This window comes from Nostoc sp. DSM 114160 (assembly GCF_053470305.1).
On record NZ_JBPFGO010000001.1, the window covers coordinates 2,548,124 to 2,568,179 of the forward strand.

Genomic DNA, 20,056 nt, shown 5'->3' on the forward strand with positions numbered 1-20,056 from the left:
TGCTACTATACAATAAAACTACATCTGATTCACGAAGTTTTCTTATAAAATATTTCCTCACAGAAGAAAATAAACATTTTTGGTTTTGCTGCCTCAATTTGTGAAATCATCAAAAATGTTTAGTAACTTTTGGATAATCAGATAAATTAATAAAAAGCTTGTATAGCAGTGGTTTTGTTGGTTCCAACTAGCAACGTTAATTTGTGAATGTATATTAATCAAGAATAATTATCCAAGACCATCTATATCGGTACAACTATTTAATGTAGCGGATTACTTCGGCAACTGACCAAGCCTGAGCGATCGCTCCTCTGGGTGTGTGAGGTGAATCGCCATCAAAAATCTCAGAAATAGAACCAAGACAAGCATCAAAGAAAAAGTGATCTAGCAAGGGTTGCCAATCAAAAGGCAACGATTGTTGTGGATAAAAACGTTGCCAAGCCCGAATATACGGCCCAATTAGCCAAGTCCAAACAGTGCCTTGATGATAAGCGCGATCGCGTTGCTGTTGATCGCCCTCATATTTTCCTTGATATTCTGGATCTCCTGGATCGAGACTGCGAAGACCATAAGGTGTGAGCAAGCTGGTAGTTGCCAAATCTAATATCTGACACCCTTGCTGTTCAAAAAACCCACAATGGTGTAACGACAGCGCCAAAACGGCATTCGGACGAATTTGAAAATTCCGGCGATCGTCTGGCTCAATAGTATCGTACAGATAACCTAGCTGAGGATTCCAGAATTTTTGCAGTGAGGTTTTCACGTGTTGTGCTTGGTTAGCATAACGCTGTGCTTGCTTAGTAAGACGCACTGGTGAGCCATATTCCATTTGGCTCAAGCGCTCTGCCCACTGACTCAGCCAACATAAAGCAGAATACCACAGTGCATTGATTTCCACCGGCTTCCCATAACGGGGTGTGACGGGGTGTGTCCCAATTATCACATCCATCCAAGTGAGAGCTACACCACGAGCATCCCAACTAACTAGCCCATCGGTAGCATCCACCTGGATATTGAAATGTGTACCACCGACAAACGCTTTATAGATTTGTTGTACTACAGGAAATTGCTCTGCCAAAAAATCCCAGTCTTGGGTAGCTTCTAAATAAAGTCCTAAAGTTTCAATCCACCACAATGCCGCATCAATACTGTTATAAATTGGTTCGCTATTGAGATCGGGAAATGCATTCGCAATCAAACCGTGGCGACAATAATGCCCAAAAGTTCGCAATACTCCTTTTGCGAGGTCAAAACGCTGTGGAACTAGTGCCAACCCCGGTAAAGCGATTAATGTATCGCGTCCCCAGTCATTAAACCAGTGATAACCAGCAATAACCGTAGGGCCGGCAATTGAGGCTCGATAGACGATAAAGCGATCGCTTGCTTTGAGTAGTTGTTGCCAGATTGAGAATTGGGCATAAGAGGCAGAGGTGCTAAGGGGAAAAGGGGCAGAGGGGAAAAACTTACTGCAACTTCTCCCCTGCTCCCCTGCTCCTCTGCCCCCCTGTCCCCCTGCCCCTCTATCTCCCTCTCTCCATCCAAAAATTTGGGAGAGCCTTTCTTGCTCTGCCTCCACAGCTTCTGTGAAGGTTTTGACGGTGAGAACACCTGGCACTGAGTCGGGAAAACCTACTCGTGCTTCTAAAGTTACCGTATCTCCTGGTTGAAGTGTGACTATCAAGTAACCAGGACTGTGGAGGTCTTCCTTGTCGCCTAATCCGCGTTTTGTCTCCTCAGACAATCTATAATCCCAATACCAAACTGCATCTGGTTGATAATTTCCTTGTGTCCAACGCAAGTGCCAAGGTATGCCGAAGCGCCCAGAATTGATTGCTTGTAAACAGACTTGCTGTTCCCCTAGCAATTGTGAAAACTGTAATTCTTGACTAGCAATCTGCTGGTGATGAAAGTCACGTTCTGCTATCAACAGTCGCAACCGTAAAATCGCTGTTTCAGTTCCTTCATAGCGATACTGGATTAAAATTCGATGGCAAAATTGGGCATTGGGCATAAGAGGCAGAGGGGAAAAACTTTCTGCAACTTCTCCTCGGTTACTGAGCGTAGTCGTTGGCGTAGCCTCTCCAAGAGTTGTATGCTCCCCTGCTCCCCATCCTCCAGTCCCCACCAAACCATAAGGCATCACCAATTGTCTGGTTAATTGCCAGTTATCTTGACCCCAAGTCCATTTAGGAACTGGGTTAATATCAAAACAGCGTAGCTGTTCGTAGCCTGTTCGCTCAATCTGACCGTTACCCCAAACATTTGTCCCCAGTGCCACAACGCGCCCTAATATTTCCAAGCTAGCTTCTAAGTGCGAAAGCAGCAGAGTCCTTCCAGAAGGTGGGTTTGTCGCGGCAAACAGCCAACCATGATATGTGCGCGTGCGGACATCAGAAATTGTACCGCTGGCAAAACTTCCTAAGCCGTTGGTAAGTAACCATTCTCTTGTATCTAAATCAGACATTTGCTACTCAAAATCGTTATGAGTATGATATAGTCGTAACAGATCGTAATTAAACTGTGAGAGCGTGGATGGGTAAATTTTACTTGACCCAAATTCCAACGCTACTAAACCGATAAAGGAGAATTAGGTTAATGTCCCTTACTTACGGAACCGAAGGAAGCCTCCGCGTTGGTCAACAAGCTCCCGATTTCACAGCAACAGCTGTGGTAGATCAGGAATTTAAGACAATCAAACTTTCCGATTATCGCGGTAAGTATGTCATCCTGTTTTTCTACCCACTAGACTTTACCTTTGTTTGTCCTACTGAAATTACAGCATTTAGCGATCGCTACGAAGAATTCAAGAAAATCAATACTGAAGTCCTTGGGGCTTCCGTTGACAGTGAATTTTCTCACCTCGCTTGGATTCAAACAGATCGTAAATCTGGTGGGGGTCGGCGACCTGAATTATCCTCTAGTCTCCGACATCAAGAAAGAGATCAGCGCCGCTTACAACGTTCTTGACCCAGCAGCAGGCATAGCCTTGCGTGGTCTATTCATCATCGATAAAGATGGTATCATACAGCACGCCACCATTAACAATCTAGCTTTTGGTCGTAGCGTTGATGAAACCTTGCGAACATTACAAGCAATTCAGTATGTTCAGTCTCACCCTGACGAAGTTTGCCCAGCTGGTTGGCAACCTGGTGACAAGACCATGAATCCGGACCCAGTGAAGTCTAAAGTCTACTTCTCTGCTGTCTAAATTTCGCTAGCTAAAAAACTCTAATCCAGCCTTTTAGAGTTGAAAGCAAAATCAATGAAAACCACAGATAAACAGAGATACACATTAAACAATGTCAACCTCAGTCAATATCTGTGGTTTTTTATAAAATAGTATTTAAATAATCAAGGCTAAAAATATGTTGACTTCAACTGACTTTAGTGGCTTATTAAATGAGCGATTCTTCCGTAATTTTTTACCAGTTCCAGCTAGCAATCAACTCAGATTGGGAGTAGGAACACCTGATTTTCAATTGCCAGATATTACCAACGGAACTTTAGTAAAGTTGTCTGATTATAAAGGCAAACAACCAGTGTTACTCGCCTTTACTCGCATCTTTACCGAAAAGCAATATTGCCCTCTTTGTTTTCCTCACATCAAAGCTTTGAATAAAAACTACGAGCAATTCAAAAATCGCGGAATAGAAGTTTTGATGATTACTAGTACTGATGAAAAGCAAAGTCAAATAGTTGTCAAAGATTTAAGCTTAAGAATGCCACTCTTGAGCGATCCTAGTTGTCGAGTATTTCGTACATATCAAGTAGGACAAGCACTGGGAGCGCCTTTGCCAGCGCAGTTTGTATTAGATAAAGAAGGAAAATTGCGTTACTGGCATTTATTTTCTTTTTTGGATCGTAATGCTAGTGTTGAGACATTGTTAGAACAATTTAATTGACTATAAATATTCAAAATAAATTGCGTTTGGTGTGGAAAACTAGCTATTAGGAATAGGAACTCTTAAGATTTGAATGGTAATTTAGACCTTAATCATATCATCAAATCTTAATAGTTTCACTTGTTTGAAAAGTATTACGAATTACAAATTATCTTTGAGGATAATATTGAGGATTCGCAACTTGGGGCTGATAAACGTTTGTGGGTATTGTACTTCCCATGCCGTTAGGTACAGGAGTGGCAACAGGAGGCTGATAAATGCTCATGGGCGCAGTGCCTATTGTACTGTTAGGTAAAGCAGGATTCGCAACCTGGGGCTGATAACCATTTGTGGGTATGTTTGTAGTCGTGTTGGGTGTGACAGGATTTTGGCTAAACTCTTGGTAGGCTGCACGAGAAATTGAGCTAATCAATTTTTCGGCGCGAGGATCGTTTGCTGGACGTTGTACCATTACAGAGGCTATGTAGCGCTTGCCAGTTGGAACCACAATTAAACCTGTATCTGCCAACATTGTGCCGATATCACCCGTTTTGTGGTATGCTCTGGCACCTGTTCCCAAACCTGCTGGCAGCAGAGTGTCTTTTTGGGTGCGACGCAAGATATCAAGCATGAGATCGCGTGATGGCATACTGACTAAATTTCCTTGACTTACAATCGCCATCAAATTTCCTAGTTCTTTGGGACTAGTGGTATTTGTCCCTTGCAAATCTGGGAGTTGATTGCGAATTGTTGTGGTTGTCAATCCCCAACTACGGAAACGCTGGTTTAAAGCGTCCATTCCTCCCAGTCGGGCAATCAGCATATTTGTCGCCGTATTATCGCTGATTGTAATCATTTTAGTGACTACTTCCAAAGCGGCGTACTGAGTTCCTGGTGGTTTGTATTGCAAATCTCCCGAACCGCCGGCTACCATATCCTGTTGCATGGTCAGCATATCATCTAGGCGAATCTTCCCCGCGTCCACATCCTGGAAAAAGGCAATCAAAATCGGTACTTTAATCGTACTAGCCGCCGGAAGACTGGTAGAGGCATTAATATCTACATAATTACCAGTATCTAAATCTACTAAGAAAATTCCAGGTGTAAGATTTGGGTTGGTCGCCGCCAAATTTTGCACGGCATTTTTCAAAGAGGTAATTTCTTGAGATAGGTATAGACTCGAAGCTGCGGCTGGGGGAGTTTGGGTAGGTTGTGGCTGCGATCGCGCCACATTACTAACATTATTATTAGATTGCGACGCCGAATTTGTGCTGATGCGATTGGCTGGGGGTCTAATACTGACAATACAGTGCCCACAATTGCACCCATCCCAACGCCCACAATCAATAACCGCAAAACATACAATACGGTTTTGGCCATTGGCTTTAACTGGGTTTTTCGCGATGAGCGTCTGCCTGTTTTTGGCTTTTCCATCCGCACTGTTTTAACCATTACAGCACCCGGCCGAAAGGGAGGAATTTTTCCCTTGACACTAGGTATTGGTTTTACTGCCGTTGGCATAACTAACCCCGATTTTACCCTACGTGTAGCGCCAGAGATTGGGGAAGTACTGATTTGATTTTTTGGGCGTGTTAATGACCCTTCTTGTCCATTTGTAGTTTGCTGCTGACTATTAGCTTTAACTCTCTTCTTCACCACTTTTTGAACTTTTTGTGGCTGCTGGCGGCGATTTAAGGGTTGACGCCGCGAGAAAGCTGTTAGTTCGCCACTTGATTCTGACACCGTTACTCCTTGTGACCCACTTGACTGTTTTCTTGCAGACTCTTGGCCCCAAACTTAATTTCTAAGCAATATTAATACTCAAATTCCACTTTGCCACTAAGTAGCATTTTTGTGTTTAGTTTAAGCCATATTAATTATTTTGGGGGGATGATTGCGTATATATTAAACGAATAATTACAAGTTTTCACTATCCCTCTGGTTTTTCAGGGCCCATTCTACCTGCTGCAAAATTCCTCGCAGCATGGCCACCTCCCCAGTTTTCAAGTGAGCACGATTATACAATTGGCGAAATTTTCCCATACGACTAGCTGCCGTATGAGGATATATATAACCAATTTTCAGTAATACTGATTCTAATTGCTGGTAGTATCCTTCCACAACATCCAAGGGTGCAAGTTCAGTTTGAGGTAAAGTTTGAATGTCAAGTTTTTGGGCAGATTGTGACAATTCATAACAACAAATTGCGACAGCAGTAGCCAAATTTAGGGCGACGTAATCTTTACTTGTGGGAATGCCAACAAACCGCTGTGCATAATTTAATTCTTCATTGCTTAATCCCCGGTCTTCTCTACCAAAAATCAGTGCTGTGGGTTTTTCTAGTTCCTCCAGTAACCAGGGTAGTGCAGTGCGAGGATTTTCTAAAGGTGTTTCTAAACTACGAACGCGACCAGTAGTAGCGATCGCTCGGACACATCCATGCAATGCTTCTGGTAAGGTTGGCACTATTACCGCAGATTCTATAATTTCCTGAGCGTGAACAGCCATCATCAGAGCTTCCGTCGATAGCGGATCGCATTGGGGGTTCACTAATACTAAATTATATAGACCAAAATTTTTCATTACCCTGGCGATCGCGCCGATATTGATCGGCCCAGCTGGTTCTACCAACACAATTCTTAATCCAGCCAAGCCCATTTTTTGCCTCCTGCGATCGCACCAGATAATCCTTACAGGCTAATTTTCAGCGTCGTGTTTCTGCTGAAGAGTTTCCTTGAAATTATTTTAGCGGTGTAAGTGAATGCCTGCGTCAAGGGACTTCCAACTAAAAAAATATCCTATCGTGGTGTAGGCAGGGGGGCAGGGGGCAGGGGGCAGGGGGAGAAAGAAAAATATGATCTGAGTAAATTGGATAATTTATTTTCTGGAAGTCCCCAAGAAGAAGGGTGTAGGGAAAAAGACGTGGGGATTGCATTGGCAATTTACTTATTATTAAATGATATATCTCGAAATTTTTCATTCCCTAGCGATCGCTCCAACATTACTCACCCCAGCTACCTCTACCAAGACAATTCTTAATCCAGCCAAGCCCATTTTATTGCCCCCTGTCCCACTTCGACTACGCTCAGTGACCTCCTGCCCCCTGCCCCCTGCCCCCTGCCCCCCTGCTCCAACTCATTACTCATTACTCATTACTTATTACTCCTCTGCTCCCCTGCCTCCTGCCCAAATATGTCTCACATTCTGGTCGAAAATCTCAGGAAAACTTTCTTTGTGTCTGAACGTTCCTCTGGGCTTTTCGGTTCAATACGAGGACTTGTGCAGCGAAAAACTAAAGAAGTTTATGCCCTCAAAGGAGTTTCGTTTTCCCTGGAGCGGGGAGAACTAGTAGGATACATTGGCCCAAATGGGGCTGGTAAATCGACTACGATTAAAATTTTGAGCGGCATTCTCGTACCTTCCAGTGGAAAATGCCTAATTGGTGGACGAACTCCTTGGAAAGATCGAATTAAGCACGTTAATCGTATCGGTGTAGTGTTTGGTCAAAGAACACAACTCTGGTGGGATTTGCCAGTGATTGAGTCTTTCGATTTGCTGCGGGATATTTATCGCGTTCCCCAATCGGAGTATCGCCAGACACGCGAAGAAATGATTGATTTGCTTGGTCTTGGAAGCTTTCTCTCAACTCCGGTGAGACAGTTAAGCCTTGGTCAAAGGATGCGATGTGACTTTGCAGCCGCAATGCTTCACAGACCGGAAATTCTTTTTCTTGATGAACCTACTATTGGGCTTGATGCGGTTTCAAAACTTGCAGTCAGAAAATTTATTAAAGCCCTGAATAAAACTCATCATGTAACCACCATCCTGACTACCCATGATATGGATGATATTGAGGCATTGTGCGATCGCATAATTATTATTGGTGGAGGTGAAATCCTTTGTGATGGAACTCTAGCAGCACTGCGTTCTCAAGTTTCCTCGCGTCGGTACTTAAGAATCGACCTAACAAAGGATGATTTCTTTTTTGAACAACAAGGAGTCAGTATTATCTCTAAAGAAGGTCGCACCGTAACTCTGTCCTTCGATCCCACACAGCTTTCTGCTGCGTCTTTAATTAGCCAAGTTACCTCACAACACGAAGTAGAGGATCTTTTTGTAGAAAATCCACCTATTGAAGAGATAATTGCGGAACTTTATGCAATTTCAGCAGGAATTATCCCATGAAAGCATATTGGTCACTGTTTGTTGCTAGATTTACACTGCTGTTGCAATACCGTGCTGCTGCTTTGGCTGGCGTTGGAACTCAGCTTTTCTGGGGGTTAGTAAAAGTAATGGTTTTACAGGCATTCTTTACTCATACAACCTCTGCTCAACCTATGACTTTTCAACAAGCTGTAGGATATGTGTGGCTGGGACAGGCGTTTTTGATGGCAATTGTCCCTTGGGGAGGTGATAGAGATATTCAAGAACTCATCCGAACTGGTGCTGTAGGATACGATCTTCTTCGACCCACAGACCTTTATAATTTTTGGTTTACTCGCGCTTTGGCACTTCGCACAACGCCCCTGATACTTCGTAGCATTCCGCTTCTTGGAGTCACAATTTTTCTTTTTCCCTTTTTGGGGCTTGATGAATGGTCGCTTTCTTTTTCACCCTCCTTTGCTTCTTTTGTTGCCTTTTTTCTCTCTTTTATTGGTGCAATTTTACTTTCGTCTGCATTAACTATGCTTCTGACTGTATCAATGATGTGGACAATTTCGGGGGAGGGAATTAATAGTATTCTACCTACTCTTGTTAGTATCTTCTCTGGCATGATTGTTCCGTTGCCACTTTTCCCTGAGTGGAGCAAGCCTTTTTTGAATGCACTACCTTTTTCAGGACTAATCGACAAACCTTTTCGTCTTTTTACTGGTAATCTTCAACCAAATTCCCTATTTCATATATTACTGCATCAAGCTTTTTGGATAGTTGTGATTGTTATCTTTGGGCGTGTTCTTGTGAGATATGGCATCAGAAAACTTGTAATTCAGGGAGGATAAGTTAATAGTTCGTAATTCGTAATTTTTTCAGCAGGAATATAGGTTAGATAGTTTCTTTTAGATAAGAATTACAACGCGACTATGAATGACTTTTTGCTTTACTTTCGATATATTTCTGTATCTTTCAAGTCGCAAATGCAGTACAAAGTTTCTTTCTGGCTGCAAGTCATAGGGCAGCTTGTAGGAACTGCTGTTGAATTTTTTGGAATCTGGGCACTTTTTAGTCGTTTTAATAGTATTGGTACGTGGACTTTAAATGAAGTTACTCTCTTTTATGGAATAGTTAATATTTCTTTCGCTTGTGCTGATGCCTTTGGAAAAGGATTTGACTCATTTACAACAATAATTAAAAGTGGAGACTTCGACCGTTTACTTGTTCGTCCACGCACCACAGCACTTCAACTGTTAGGTAAAGAGTTTACTTTAAAACGAATTGGAAGACTTTTTCAAGGAATTGTTGTTACGTGGTGGTCACTTTCATCTCTTCACATCCCTTTAACTTTTAAAAGTTTATGGCTTTTAGGCACTTCATTCATTGGTGGGGTTGCGCTCTTTGTTGGCATTGTTATTATGCAAGCAACCATCACCTTCTGGACTATTGAATCTCTCGAAATTATGAATATCCTCACTTATGGAGGAGTCGAAACGGCTCAATATCCTCTTGCAATTTATAGCAAGTGGTTTCAGCGATTCTTTACTTTCTTGATACCGCTTGCTTGCGTTAGTTATTTTCCTTTGCTTGCAGTACTTGAAAAAGAAGATGCTTTTTTAGTGCCTTTGTGGTTTTGTTATGTATCACCAATCGCAGGCATTATCTTTCTAATAGTTGCGCTCCAGCTTTGGAAAATAGGAGAGCGATACTATTGTTCTACTGGGAGCTAAGGGACTTCCAATTAAAAAAATAAGCAATCACTGTGTAAGCAGGGGAGCAGGGGAGCCACTGCGGTCTTGGGGTCTCCCCAAGTGGAGGAGGCAGTGCGGTCTTGGGGTCTCCCCAAGTGGAGCAACTGCCGTCAAGTGGCTTAGCAGGGAGCAGGGGGGAGAAAGAAGAATATCATTTAAATAAATTGATTAATTTATTCTCTGGAAGTCCCTAAACAAAATTTTAGGTGTGTACTCAAGCATATTTTAAATGGACAGATTTACTTTTGTTGACACAGTTTGGTTTTATTGCACCGACTTACTTAAATGGGGAATTCCCCATATTTATGCTGATTTACGTGTAATTACATAGGCATTATTGAAAAAATGAAGTATAAAGTAACAGGGCAGCAAGAGAGTTAAAAACAAAAATAAAGATTCTTTTTAGAAAAAGTATTTTCGCCATCCTCCATTTTTACTGCCCAACTTTCACGAAACATAGTTGGAGATCGTAAAACCTATGCAGCATGTATTTAAGCAAAGTTTTATACTTTCAGCCACTACTGCGATCGCTTTATTATTTGCAGGTTGTGGCGAAAGTAAAGTTGCTCAATGTAACAAAATCATCAAAGTTGCCAATCAGGGATCTACTCTAGGTCAGGAATTCGCTAAAAATCCCAATCCTGCAAAAGGTTCCAAAGCTCTAACTGAACTTTCGGCTAAGATAGATCCACTTGCGAAAGAGATGAAAACACTAGAAATTAAAGATGAAAAATTGCAAGGTTTCCAAGGACGCTTTATCACACTCTATCAGAACATTAGCAAACAATTGAATAATGCAGCAACAGCCATAGATAAAAAGAATCTACCCGCAGCAAAGGGCTTTCTGGTATCTCTGCAAAAGAGTAGTAACGAAGAAAGTTCAATAGTCAATGAAATTAATAGCTATTGCTCTGGTAAATAATACCATTTTGGATTTTAGATTTTAGATTTTGGATTGTGAAACATCCATTGGATAAGTGTTTCAGTTTTCCATCTGTCGCAATCATTTTTCAAATTGGTATAACCAACTCTTAGCTTCCACCTCTGCAATTATCGGTGCTGGATTGGTTAATGTTGTGGGATTAATTACCACTCCAGGCCAATAGGCGCGAATGGCTTGACCCTGACGCAGATTTTTGATTTTGGGGAAAATCCGATCTAATTGTGGTAATAGTATTTGGGCTAGAGATAGAGCGTGAGCTACTGAGGTTAGATATTGGTCGATGAGTTACTCTGCATCACGATAGTTCCGGTTGGATAACGACTAGTTTCAGACAATTCCAACGTCACGAATAATCCAGAGATACCTGTGTCATAAAAGTCGGCAGGCATCCAGAATTTATCTAGCACCTTTCCCTGAGCATTAATTTTCAGAGTGCCACAGGGAATTTTTTCGCCATCAGCGATCGCCCAAAGTCGATATACTTTTCCTGTGGGGGGAGCTGGCAGATTTTGCACGGCTAGAATCCCCTGTCTTTGTCCTAGATTCACCACAAAGCTACCCGTAGCGGTATCCGACGCATTCACAGCCTTGAGAGAGAAAAGTTGTGTCTGTGACTGTTGCAGTAGGGTATTGATGTCACTAGCCATACGGAAATCCTGTCGCAAGCGATAGTTATCCATTCCTAAATACAGAATTAGGAGTGCCGCGACACTACCCATGATGTTGTACCAGAAAAGCCGAGACGGTTTGGGCTGGGAGGATTGGAAAGTCGTGGTAGCGGCAGCCAGAATGGCAGATTGGAGATGGGGAGGCGGTTCAACGCTATTTAAGCTGTAAACAACCCGATCTAAGGTTGCCTGAAGCCGCTTCACTTCTGCCACTAATGCTGGATTTTCTGCCAGCAGTTGCTCGAAAACTTCTAGTTCGGCGCGATCGAGGTCGCCCACAACATAGCCTGCTGCCAAGGTTTCGATTGCTTGAGGAGTAAGGGGTTCAGTCATAACCTTAGTCAATGGAGTGTTGTAAAAGTTGCTTCAGTTTCAAGAGTCCCTGGCGAGTCCAGCTTTTGACGCTTCCCAGGGGTTTATGCAGTTGTTGGGCAATTTCTGATTGGCTCAGTCCGACATCATAGGCCAGTTCGATCACCTGTCGTTGCCGATCTGAAAGCTGGGCCAAAGCCTGCCGCACTTGCTGCGATCGCTCATTGAAAACAGCCTGCTCAACCGGAGTAGGCGCGGGGGGTGCGGCAGTAACGTTCTGCCCCCAACGTTGCACCAAATTAAGGGTGCGACTGCGCGATCGCAGTTTGTCGATCGCCCGCGAGCGAGTCATGACAATCAGGTAGCGCATCAAATGATCGTGGTGAGCTGGGTCAACCGGACGCTGCCATAATGACAGAAAAATTTCCTGGGTTAGGTCTTCGGCTTCCGGCTGGCTTTGCAAAACTTTCAGCGCCACTCCATACACCACGCTGCCGTAGCGCTCGTAGAGACACCTTAACGCCGTTGGCAGATGTGCCTTCAGGTCATCCAAAAGTGCAGCATCGCTCTTCGATGAAGGTTCTGATGAATGGCGATCGCGAGAACTTAGATCCATAGATTCAGGTGAATAGACCGAGGCTAATTTCTCTGCAAAAATGCCTAATGTATCTTGCAGCGTGAGTGCCAATCCTGATTTCACAACTTTTGAGTATAGAGCAAACTTACTTTCATTTCTAAAACGATTGGTGAAGCTAATTGGATGAGTCTAGTGTCGAAATTTTGTAGAAGTCGGTTATTTTGTTCTGATTAACTCGCACCCCAAACCGAACGCACCGCGAACATCAGTCTAGCAAAGGCATTTGAAAAGTTTAAATCCAAAATTGCTTCTCAGTCGTCTTAAAGGTAGAGACAAGTAAGTAACCCAGTTAGCATTCTTTGCAGGCATAAGTTGTAACTAAATTCCTGAAATCACGCTAATTGCTTACCTACCCACTCCTACAGCTTTTAACACTGGCCATTGCACTGCAATGTCCCGACGAAATTTATATCGTCAATTTGTAACGCTCTTTTTTGGCAGTTTGGATTCAACCAAATTGTCTGAAAGTTTGTGCTGCATCCATGCATTGAAGGTCAGTAAAACTGCTGTAGCCAAACAACCAATCTTAGAGGTAATTCTATGCGACGCTCTATTTCTGTGCTGTTAACAACATTGCTGCTGTCTGCCACCATTTTGCCTGCTGCGGCGCAGGCCCAAACCGCACCAATCAGCCTTAATCCATACGTGGGAAATCAACACAGCGCAAACCAGATCGGGTCTTTTAATCTGGCAACTCTTGCATATCAAGGCTACTTAAAAGACCAAGGTATTCCCAGCAATGGTGCATTGATCGATGCGATCGCGTCTGGAACAATTACGGCTCAAGACATTATTCAAGCCGCTGTCAAAGCGAATCGCCTACCTGAGCAAACGTTAAGCGATCGAGCCTATCGCCATAACCTTGAAGATCAACTGCAAGGATTTACAGCAGACTAAAAAACTGGCGTTGCTGAATCAATCATGACCAAGGTATGAAACAACGCCGCGATTCAACTGGCATGGCAAAGCATTCGGGAGTTCATCGAAAGCATCCTTTCGGGCACTTGATTAGCCAATGCTTTGCTTCTACCAATCAAATCTTGATGCCTTCCAGTAATATCCTTACAAGAATACTCAAACTATGAAAAACACATTTCGCAAGTACCATCGGCTAATTGCTACACTCTTTTGTTTGCCGTTGCTCTTTACGGCTCTGACTGGTATTAGCGTTGCGATCGCCGACACATGGTTGCATCAAGAAGAGTTGGCTGGATTTTTGATCGCTGTTCACACTATGCAAATCTTCAAACTCGATGCCATTGTGCCAGTTTTAAATGGGCTAGGGTCTAATTGGTTTAGTGGCTACCGGAGTGAGCATGACTGGACTATTTGCTAAACGCCGTCAACCAAAGCGGATGGAAGAACGCCCATGAAATACATTTCTTATTTTTTCATCGCGATCGCCAGTGCCTTTCTGGTCATCCTGTTGTCGTTGTCATCCTGTAGTCCGAACCATAAGGCAACGACTATGCAACCAATGATGATGAAACAACCCAAGGAACAGCCCCAAATTAGCCAACAGCCTGCCGATGTTACTGTCAAAATTCGTAATTTCAAATTTGAGCCAGCGAATTTGGCGATCGCTGTTGGTAAAACTGTGCAATTTATCAATGTCGATGAAGAACCTCATACGGCAACGGCTACGGATGGTACTTTCAACTCTAAAGCACTGGATACCAATCAAACCTGGAACTACACTGCCACTAAACCGGGAACCTATCCCTATATTTGCTCAATTCATCCCTTTATGAAAGGGACGTTGAAGGTAACAAATAAGAAAAACTAACCAGAGGAATACCAATGCAACGCAGAAAATTTATTGAACACGTGGGCTGGACAGGACTCGGCATTGTGTGGGCTGTTGGTGCAAATGGCTTATTGACTGCCTGTAAGGTGGGAGAACCAAATGCTCAAAAATCATCCACGACTTCACCGTTTTCCTTCGTTCAAATTAGCGATACACACATCGGTTTCAAAAAACCTGCAAATGAACATGTCACCGATACGCTCCAGAAAGCGATCGATGCAATCAATACTTTACCCACTCCACCCGCCTTTGTCATTCACACGGGAGATATCTCCCATTTATCTAAACCAGAAGAATTCGATCGAGCGAAACAACTGCTTTCCCAATTGAAAGTCCCACTGTTTACTCTACCAGGGGAGCACGATACAATTGGCGATCGCGGCAAAGCCTACGAGGAAGCTTTTAACCGCAAGGATGCCAAAGAAGGCTTACAGGTTTGGGATCGGGCGGGAATCCACTTTGTCTCCTTAACCAATGTGCTGGACTTTGGGGCAACTGGCACAGGCAAACTAGGTGAGGCGCAATTGGACTTGCTCTCCAAAGATTTGGCAAACCAGAAACAGGATACACCTCTAGTTGTTTTCAGCCATATTCCTCTATATGACCTTTATCCCAAATGGGGATGGGCAACTGCTGATTCTGCTAAGTTGCTCTCACTGCTATCTCGCTTTGCATCGGTAACAGTGTTAACGGGGCACATCCATCAAGTGATCGAGCACAGCGAAGGCAATATTCGCTTCCATAGTGCTACGACGACCGCTTATCCCCTCCCCGCTCCAGGTCACGGCGATCAACCTGCTCCCGTCAAGCTCCCTGAAAATAATCTGTTGGCGGTGCTTGGATTCCGCACAGTTGAGGTAATTTCTGGGAAGGATACTAGAGTTGACCAACATACTCTCTTGTAGAAATATAGTTCAACAAATACTAAGAGCGATCGCGTTCTGGACGCTTTCGGATATAGTCCAATACGATTCAGTTAAGAATTATTGGTCTTTGAAGACGCGATAATCGCGTCTCTACATCTGGATCTTGGGCTTAACTGAACCGTATTGTTATATGAGCGAGGACTGGCAGTTTATTCTGACTTTTGATGCTGGGTTTGGGGCTTCTTGGCTGTGTCATTCTCCCCTCCTGGCTTTGAGTCCTTCTTTCTGATTTTACTGTTCCCGGAGTGACAAAAGAAAGTTTTACAGACCTTAAATCAATCCTTATTAACCAACAACGCAAGCGAAGAAGCTCTTTTACGCTTGCGTATCGAGACAGCACCAAACATAGTGCAAGTAAACAGCGAACCTAGAATTGTTGAGGGTTCTGGGACAGTATAGACGCTCACCTGATTACTTTTAGATTCTATTAAGGTTAAACGAGTTAACTTATCGAAAGTACGGGAATATTTACCCTTAAAGCTAGTCAAAGCATATTCCTGTGTTCCGCCAAAAGATTTATCAATAGTAGTCTGATTTGAATCAAGAGTTATGCTACTACTCGGTTCAAATACAAAAGCATCATTGTTACCTATAGTTGATAAATTTCCAGAAATCTTGAAAGAGTCTAAAAGATTACCAGTATCGCTGTCGTATAACTCATATAAGAACTCTCCACGAGCATTTGCACGTTCAGTCACTGCATCATCAATGGATGTTTTCAGGTTAAATAAGCCACTGAAATCAAAAGAAAACTCTTTGTCAACGATGAAATCATAACCGATAATCCCAGCAAAGCTTTCCGCCGATCCTATATAGCCATCACCCTGACCTTGAGCTTGGCTGAAGGACAAATTGGAGGCAGAGTTGTTTGCATCGATATTAAATTTAGCCTCAGCGTTAGCATCAGCAGTTACTTGACCACCTGTACTAATTGCTGTGGTTACATTATCAGTCAAAGTCCTAACATCTAAAGGGCTAGTACTAAAGTTGTTGATGTTGAATTTTGACTCAGAATATGCAATGGTAGCAGCTTGGCTCGGTAAGGTTGCCAATATCGAAGTAGCGATCGCTGGAGTAGCCAATGCAAAAAAACGCTTTACAATTTTAGTGTAGCTTTTCATACAAGTTTTTCTTTTCTTTTAGGATGTTAAGATTGCAAATTTTTCATGCTTGTCTACTGCCTTACTGATAAGTAAGAACAAGTTATAGGCAAGCAGGATGGTCAGCTTGGGAACTTTTCAAGCTATGTTTGTCTTATGTAGAAGAAATCTTCTATTTCAGGACTAATTTTTATTTACCATTTGCGCATTTATATATAAGTAATAACCGTATAAGTAATTTAGTTATTAAATTTAGTGCGCGTTCAATTGGTTACATATTTATACTAGTCGTGCATCCACTAGTTTCTTGTAAAGCTTAAGTAAAAAAGAGCATTTTTTAATTGGGATTTACGTAAGGATTCAGTAGAGAAAAGTTCACAAATTCAGTAGAGAAAAGTTCACATAAGTGATGTTGGTGCCAAAGCATCCTTCGATGAGCAAGCAAGTAACTGTAAAATCAAGCAACGATCGCCTGTACCAATTATCGAAATCAAAATTGGTAGCAATAAGGTTCGGTTAAGGTGCATAGTCTAAAGAGCGCCCTTAGTCCCCTTTAAAAAGCTACGGTGTACACGCAAGTCCTAAAAACCTAACTTAATAAGACTTTTCTCCTTCCCAGTCCGAAATTGGAAATGCATTCATTGAGTCTATGATTCAATATCTGGAGGCATAAGACATTGCGCCCCTACGTTAGCGGAGTATCCCGTAGAAATGGAATATTTTTTTAACTGGAAGTCCTTTAGGAGCTGGGGTTAGGGTCTATATTCAATTTCCAGAGAAGTAAAAAAGGTGATTGAATGCCTAATTCAGAGGGTTATAGTCTGAGAGCAGATGATCTAAAAGCTTACGTTCGTAAGGATTTAAAGATGAGGCAGATGTTCCAAATTCCTGTAATTTATGGTAAATAAAATCACCTTCAAATGTTTCGATACGTTCTTCTAACTCTCCATAGAGTTCCTGAAGGGTAAACTCAGTTGCTAAAGCTAAGGCAATTTGTTCTCTATCTTTACCAATTGACCGACTCTTAAATTGATAATAGCCTTGAGAATGCTGTGATAGTAGCCCAAGAGCGATCGCTAAAATCACCGTTTGATAAGCTAGTTTTAATTCTCTACCAGAACCAATTTCTTCTGGGATTAAATCAGGAATGTTTTCGTCTTCATCGATTTGTTCGCTCTGAGTCCGTTCATAGCAGTCTCGATAATACTCAATTTGGCTGAGAAAATAAGCCGGAAAGCCCAAGGAACGAGTCAAAATATACAACCGTTGCTTATCTTCAGCTACTAAGGCGGTTAAACTACGACTAAAGCGACTGTAAAACGAAAAAATTTGTTCTTTATCTTTTGCTCCTACCCAGAGGGTAATCTCCCGTTGAGAAGTTGGGTTTAAGTTAGTGTCAATATCTTGAATTCGCAGCAACAAATTAGCGCTATCATAAAGTTGATTTAAACGCAAATTAGCTGTATTGGCGGCAATTAAATCTGATTGCTTTAATACTTCGCCAATAGACAAATTACCCAATTGCTCGAACTGCTGGCGAGCAAAGGGTATAAGTTGATTCTGAAATTCTTCAGCAGAAATTTTCCACGATTGAGAACGGCTAACCTGTTCTTGAGTAAACTTTTCAGTTGGTAATGTGGAAAGAAAACTTTGGTAATAAGCATCAATATCCGCATCAGTTAGAACTGTGAGGCGAATTTCGGAGAACTTCGTGGTAGCTCGATCGCGTTGAGCAACTAAATTATTGTGTATCTCAGAGAAATCGGCCAGAGTTTGACGTAAGGTTTCAGTTCTTTGTTTAGCTGTTTTAATCAAATAATTCAACGCCTCGACACGGAGATTTTGGGCGTATAAATCGTACTCTAACTTTAATTGTTCGTTATAGCTGCGACGCAATTCGACGGCGGTTGCTTTAATAGTGCTTTCTAGGCGTTTAATTTGTTTCTGAACCTTCTGAATGCGATCGCGAAGATTAGTGCTGTACTTGAGCCAAACTATACCTAAGTAAGTCAAAATTGTTACCGCAGTCCAAAGCAGATAAGTAACTAAGTTAGCCCAAAACTTTTGCAATAACAGCCACAGCGTTGATTGACTGAAAATTCCCGTCAGAATCAGCAAGGCGAATAAAGCACCAGTAACCAAGATCGGATAAACGATCAGATACTGCGATCGAAAACGGTTTTCTTCTGTTAGGAGTTCATCTAAGTTATCTGTAGCTGTTTCGAGTTGATTTTCAATGGCCGTTAAGTGGTTCTGAGCGACAACGATCGCAGCTTCAGCTTGTTCGCGAGCGCGAGCGATCGCCATAAAGCGAATTTGTCGAGCTTGTTCGATTTCGGCATTTAACCCTTGACGATAGTCAGCAACTGCTGTTTCTAGCTGTTTTTGTGTAGTTTGTAACTCTTGCAGTTGTTCTTCAGATTTTCTTTCAGTTAAAGCATCTTGTAATTGTTGCTGCCGCAATTTTAAGGATAGAACTTGGTTGAGCAACTTTTGAGTGGCTTCTGGATCAATTGTTACCTGCAATCTTGAATCGAGAAATGCTTCAGCCGTTCGCAGTTCTGTAACCAGATTTTGAGATTGATCGCCAATGGCATCCGTTTGCAGTTCCAAATACAAAAAGGTCAATATGTTTAATAGCCTAACTCCTTCATGTAAGCCTCTAGGTGTAGCATCAACATAGCTATTTATGCTGCGATCTAGGAAGCTGGTTAGGTTTGCTTGTAGTTGTTTACAACACTTTTCCAACGTGCGCTTATAAGAAAGTAGCTCTTTATTTTCAAACTGCCGATAAGCACGCTGCAATTCCATCCCATATTCCCGCGCCATTCCTGCATGGATCTCAATACGCGGATTAAAATCTTGCCAAACTGGTTTGCCGTTATCTCGTTCTAATTGCAGAAAAGCATTACTGAAATCTTCGCTAAGGACAAATCCTTTGGCATCTAATAGGCATTTTCGACTTGCTTCGGGAGTGAATTCTGCCTTCGGTAAAAACTGCTCCCTGATAATATCGGCAGCAAAGGCAGCACTCAAACGGTTAATAGTTGTTTCTCCAGCGAAAAACAATTCTCCATAACCAAATGAACTATAGGCGGGTATTTTCCCCCGTACTTTTTGGGCGCCAAGCAATAAGCCGTTGGTTTCCGGTTCCACGGTGAGAAAACCTGCCAAAGCATCAGCATAGCTAGGCAAATTATCGCTCAGTCCCCCAATTCGCTCATCCATCAGCCAGCAGTTATCAAAAGGTGGTACTTTTTGACTACCTGTAATCACAACCCCACCGATCATTTTGTAATCTAACTCTTTCAGGAAGGCGTAAGCAGCACCGTAATCAGTAGTTGTGGCTTGGGTAAATAACCCTGGCAATAGTAATAAAGCTTCTAAGCTGTAAGGAATATCTGTAAAGTATTTAGAAAATAGCCAACGAATCAAGCGTACTATGTCAAAAACTACTCCCCTAGCAAATTGATTGCTGGCTGATAGCATGAGATATACTCGATGGCTGCTGCTGATTTCCACTCCCTGACGTTTCGCTGCGATCGCTTCTTTTGATTGACTAGCCGTTTTCAATAATTCAATCAGTGCAGTTTGCAATTCGCCTGTCGCGTCGCTGAACTGGGTACGAATTTTGGAAATATAAGCTTGTTTACTATGAGTTTGAGCCAGATCAAAACTCGTGTCAGCAAACCGATCTAACTCGCCACTAAAGCCAAAAGTTTGACCATCCCAAGTTAAGTTATAAGTTTGGATTAAACAGGTTTGATCGGCTGGAAATTTTTGCAGTTGCAGTTTAATGGCTGTACAAAAAGCGGCACTGTGAGGATCGAGTGCAAGTAAAATAGTTGGTTTTGGCATGGGGACACTCTCAGAGTGCAA

Annotated in this window: 15 protein-coding genes and 2 pseudogenes; 10 read left to right on the top strand and 7 right to left on the bottom strand. The window is 42.5% G+C overall.

Annotation, left to right across the window (positions count from 1 at the left end; all coding sequences use genetic code 11):
* Window positions 1–256: 256 nt before the first annotated feature.
* Window positions 257–2,464: an amylo-alpha-1,6-glucosidase gene (locus tag NSTCB13_RS11385; RefSeq protein WP_445629641.1), complete on the bottom strand. Its 2,208-nt coding sequence runs from the start codon at window positions 2,462–2,464 to the stop codon at window positions 257–259.
* Window positions 2,465–2,595: 131 nt separating this feature from the next.
* On the opposite strand from NSTCB13_RS11385, the pseudogene NSTCB13_RS11390 reads away from it, so the two are divergent.
* Both NSTCB13_RS11390 and NSTCB13_RS11395 read left to right on the top strand, forming a co-directional pair.
* Window positions 2,596–3,208, top strand: a pseudogene (locus NSTCB13_RS11390) (peroxiredoxin).
* A 157-nt stretch (window positions 3,209–3,365) separates the two neighbouring features.
* Complete coding sequence (locus tag NSTCB13_RS11395; protein ID WP_448272433.1) at window positions 3,366–3,902, top strand: peroxiredoxin family protein; 537 nt, start codon at window positions 3,366–3,368, stop codon at window positions 3,900–3,902.
* A gap of 148 nt (window positions 3,903–4,050) precedes the next feature.
* Here the strand turns inward: NSTCB13_RS11395 and NSTCB13_RS11400 are convergent.
* Window positions 4,051–5,624: pseudogene (locus tag NSTCB13_RS11400) on the bottom strand (serine hydrolase).
* A 174-nt stretch (window positions 5,625–5,798) separates the two neighbouring features.
* Window positions 5,799–6,539, bottom strand: coding sequence for an RNA methyltransferase (locus tag NSTCB13_RS11405; protein WP_448272434.1), 741 nt, complete (start codon window positions 6,537–6,539; stop codon window positions 5,799–5,801).
* A gap of 576 nt (window positions 6,540–7,115) precedes the next feature.
* Between NSTCB13_RS11405 and NSTCB13_RS11410 the strand changes: the two genes are divergently transcribed.
* The 4 genes from NSTCB13_RS11410 (at window position 7,116) to NSTCB13_RS11425 (ending at window position 10,706) form a co-directional block, all read left to right on the top strand.
* The gene (locus tag NSTCB13_RS11410) at window positions 7,116–8,066 is read left to right on the top strand and encodes an ABC transporter ATP-binding protein (protein ID WP_448272435.1); all 951 of its coding nucleotides are present in this window, start codon (window positions 7,116–7,118) and stop codon (window positions 8,064–8,066) included.
* Entirely contained in the window at window positions 8,063–8,881 is an 819-nt protein-coding gene (locus NSTCB13_RS11415) for an ABC transporter permease (protein ID WP_448272436.1), read from the top strand. Before NSTCB13_RS11410 ends, NSTCB13_RS11415 begins: the two co-directional genes overlap by 4 nt.
* Before the next feature lie 81 nt (window positions 8,882–8,962).
* Window positions 8,963–9,763 carry an ABC transporter permease gene (locus NSTCB13_RS11420; protein ID WP_448272437.1) on the top strand — a complete coding sequence of 267 codons (801 nt, stop codon included), beginning with the start codon at window positions 8,963–8,965 and terminating at the stop codon, window positions 9,761–9,763.
* A 499-nt stretch (window positions 9,764–10,262) separates the two neighbouring features.
* Window positions 10,263–10,706, top strand: coding sequence for a hypothetical protein (locus tag NSTCB13_RS11425; RefSeq protein WP_448272438.1), 444 nt, complete (start codon window positions 10,263–10,265; stop codon window positions 10,704–10,706).
* A 287-nt stretch (window positions 10,707–10,993) separates the two neighbouring features.
* Here the strand turns inward: NSTCB13_RS11425 and NSTCB13_RS11430 are convergent, their stop codons facing one another.
* Window positions 10,994–11,728: an anti-sigma factor gene (locus NSTCB13_RS11430; RefSeq protein ID WP_445629651.1), complete on the bottom strand. Its 735-nt coding sequence runs from the start codon at window positions 11,726–11,728 to the stop codon at window positions 10,994–10,996.
* A 4-nt stretch (window positions 11,729–11,732) separates the two neighbouring features.
* Window positions 11,733–12,407: a sigma-70 family RNA polymerase sigma factor gene (locus NSTCB13_RS11435; protein WP_448272439.1), complete on the bottom strand. Its 675-nt coding sequence runs from the start codon at window positions 12,405–12,407 to the stop codon at window positions 11,733–11,735.
* 477 nt (window positions 12,408–12,884) lie between these two features.
* Between NSTCB13_RS11435 and NSTCB13_RS11440 the strand changes: the two genes are divergently transcribed.
* From NSTCB13_RS11440 to NSTCB13_RS11455, 4 genes are all read left to right on the top strand, one after another.
* Window positions 12,885–13,241 carry a hypothetical protein gene (locus tag NSTCB13_RS11440; RefSeq protein ID WP_448272440.1) on the top strand — a complete coding sequence of 119 codons (357 nt, stop codon included), beginning with the start codon at window positions 12,885–12,887 and terminating at the stop codon, window positions 13,239–13,241.
* 184 nt (window positions 13,242–13,425) lie between these two features.
* Window positions 13,426–13,680 (top strand): peptidase, encoded by a 255-nt coding sequence (locus tag NSTCB13_RS11445; RefSeq protein ID WP_448272441.1) that lies wholly within the window; start codon window positions 13,426–13,428, stop codon window positions 13,678–13,680.
* 33 nt (window positions 13,681–13,713) lie between these two features.
* Window positions 13,714–14,130: a cupredoxin domain-containing protein gene (locus NSTCB13_RS11450; RefSeq protein ID WP_448272442.1), complete on the top strand. Its 417-nt coding sequence runs from the start codon at window positions 13,714–13,716 to the stop codon at window positions 14,128–14,130.
* Window positions 14,131–14,144: 14 nt separating this feature from the next.
* Entirely contained in the window at window positions 14,145–15,056 is a 912-nt protein-coding gene (locus NSTCB13_RS11455; protein WP_448272443.1) for a metallophosphoesterase family protein, read from the top strand.
* A 296-nt stretch (window positions 15,057–15,352) separates the two neighbouring features.
* Here NSTCB13_RS11455 and NSTCB13_RS11460 read toward each other — a convergent pair whose 3' ends face one another.
* Together NSTCB13_RS11460 and NSTCB13_RS11465 are read right to left on the bottom strand one after the other, a co-directional pair.
* Complete coding sequence (locus NSTCB13_RS11460; protein WP_448272444.1) at window positions 15,353–16,198, bottom strand: PEP-CTERM sorting domain-containing protein; 846 nt, start codon at window positions 16,196–16,198, stop codon at window positions 15,353–15,355.
* A 780-nt stretch (window positions 16,199–16,978) separates the two neighbouring features.
* Complete coding sequence (locus NSTCB13_RS11465) at window positions 16,979–20,035, bottom strand: hypothetical protein (protein ID WP_448272445.1); 3,057 nt, start codon at window positions 20,033–20,035, stop codon at window positions 16,979–16,981.
* Between the last annotated feature and the right edge of the window lie 21 nt (window positions 20,036–20,056).

Bases quoted from the DNA above. Each gene is read 5' to 3' on its own strand.
- NSTCB13_RS11430 (WP_445629651.1), bottom strand. From the start codon at position 11,728: ATGACTGAACCCCTTACTCCTCAAGCAATCGAAACCTTGGCAGCAGGC.
- NSTCB13_RS11425 (WP_448272438.1), top strand. From the start codon at position 10,263: ATGCAGCATGTATTTAAGCAAAGTTTTATACTTTCAGCCACTACTGCG.
- NSTCB13_RS11460 (WP_448272444.1), bottom strand. From the start codon at position 16,198: ATGAAAAGCTACACTAAAATTGTAAAGCGTTTTTTTGCATTGGCTACT.
- NSTCB13_RS11420 (WP_448272437.1), top strand. From the start codon at position 8,963: ATGAATGACTTTTTGCTTTACTTTCGATATATTTCTGTATCTTTCAAG.
- NSTCB13_RS11455 (WP_448272443.1), top strand. From the start codon at position 14,145: ATGCAACGCAGAAAATTTATTGAACACGTGGGCTGGACAGGACTCGGC.
- NSTCB13_RS11450 (WP_448272442.1), top strand. From the start codon at position 13,714: ATGAAATACATTTCTTATTTTTTCATCGCGATCGCCAGTGCCTTTCTG.
- NSTCB13_RS11415 (WP_448272436.1), top strand. From the start codon at position 8,063: ATGAAAGCATATTGGTCACTGTTTGTTGCTAGATTTACACTGCTGTTG.
- NSTCB13_RS11405 (WP_448272434.1), bottom strand. From the start codon at position 6,539: ATGGGCTTGGCTGGATTAAGAATTGTGTTGGTAGAACCAGCTGGGCCG.
- NSTCB13_RS11465 (WP_448272445.1), bottom strand. From the start codon at position 20,035: ATGCCAAAACCAACTATTTTACTTGCACTCGATCCTCACAGTGCCGCT.
- NSTCB13_RS11385 (WP_445629641.1), bottom strand. From the start codon at position 2,464: ATGTCTGATTTAGATACAAGAGAATGGTTACTTACCAACGGCTTAGGA.
- NSTCB13_RS11395 (WP_448272433.1), top strand. From the start codon at position 3,366: ATGTTGACTTCAACTGACTTTAGTGGCTTATTAAATGAGCGATTCTTC.
- NSTCB13_RS11440 (WP_448272440.1), top strand. From the start codon at position 12,885: ATGCGACGCTCTATTTCTGTGCTGTTAACAACATTGCTGCTGTCTGCC.
- NSTCB13_RS11445 (WP_448272441.1), top strand. From the start codon at position 13,426: ATGAAAAACACATTTCGCAAGTACCATCGGCTAATTGCTACACTCTTT.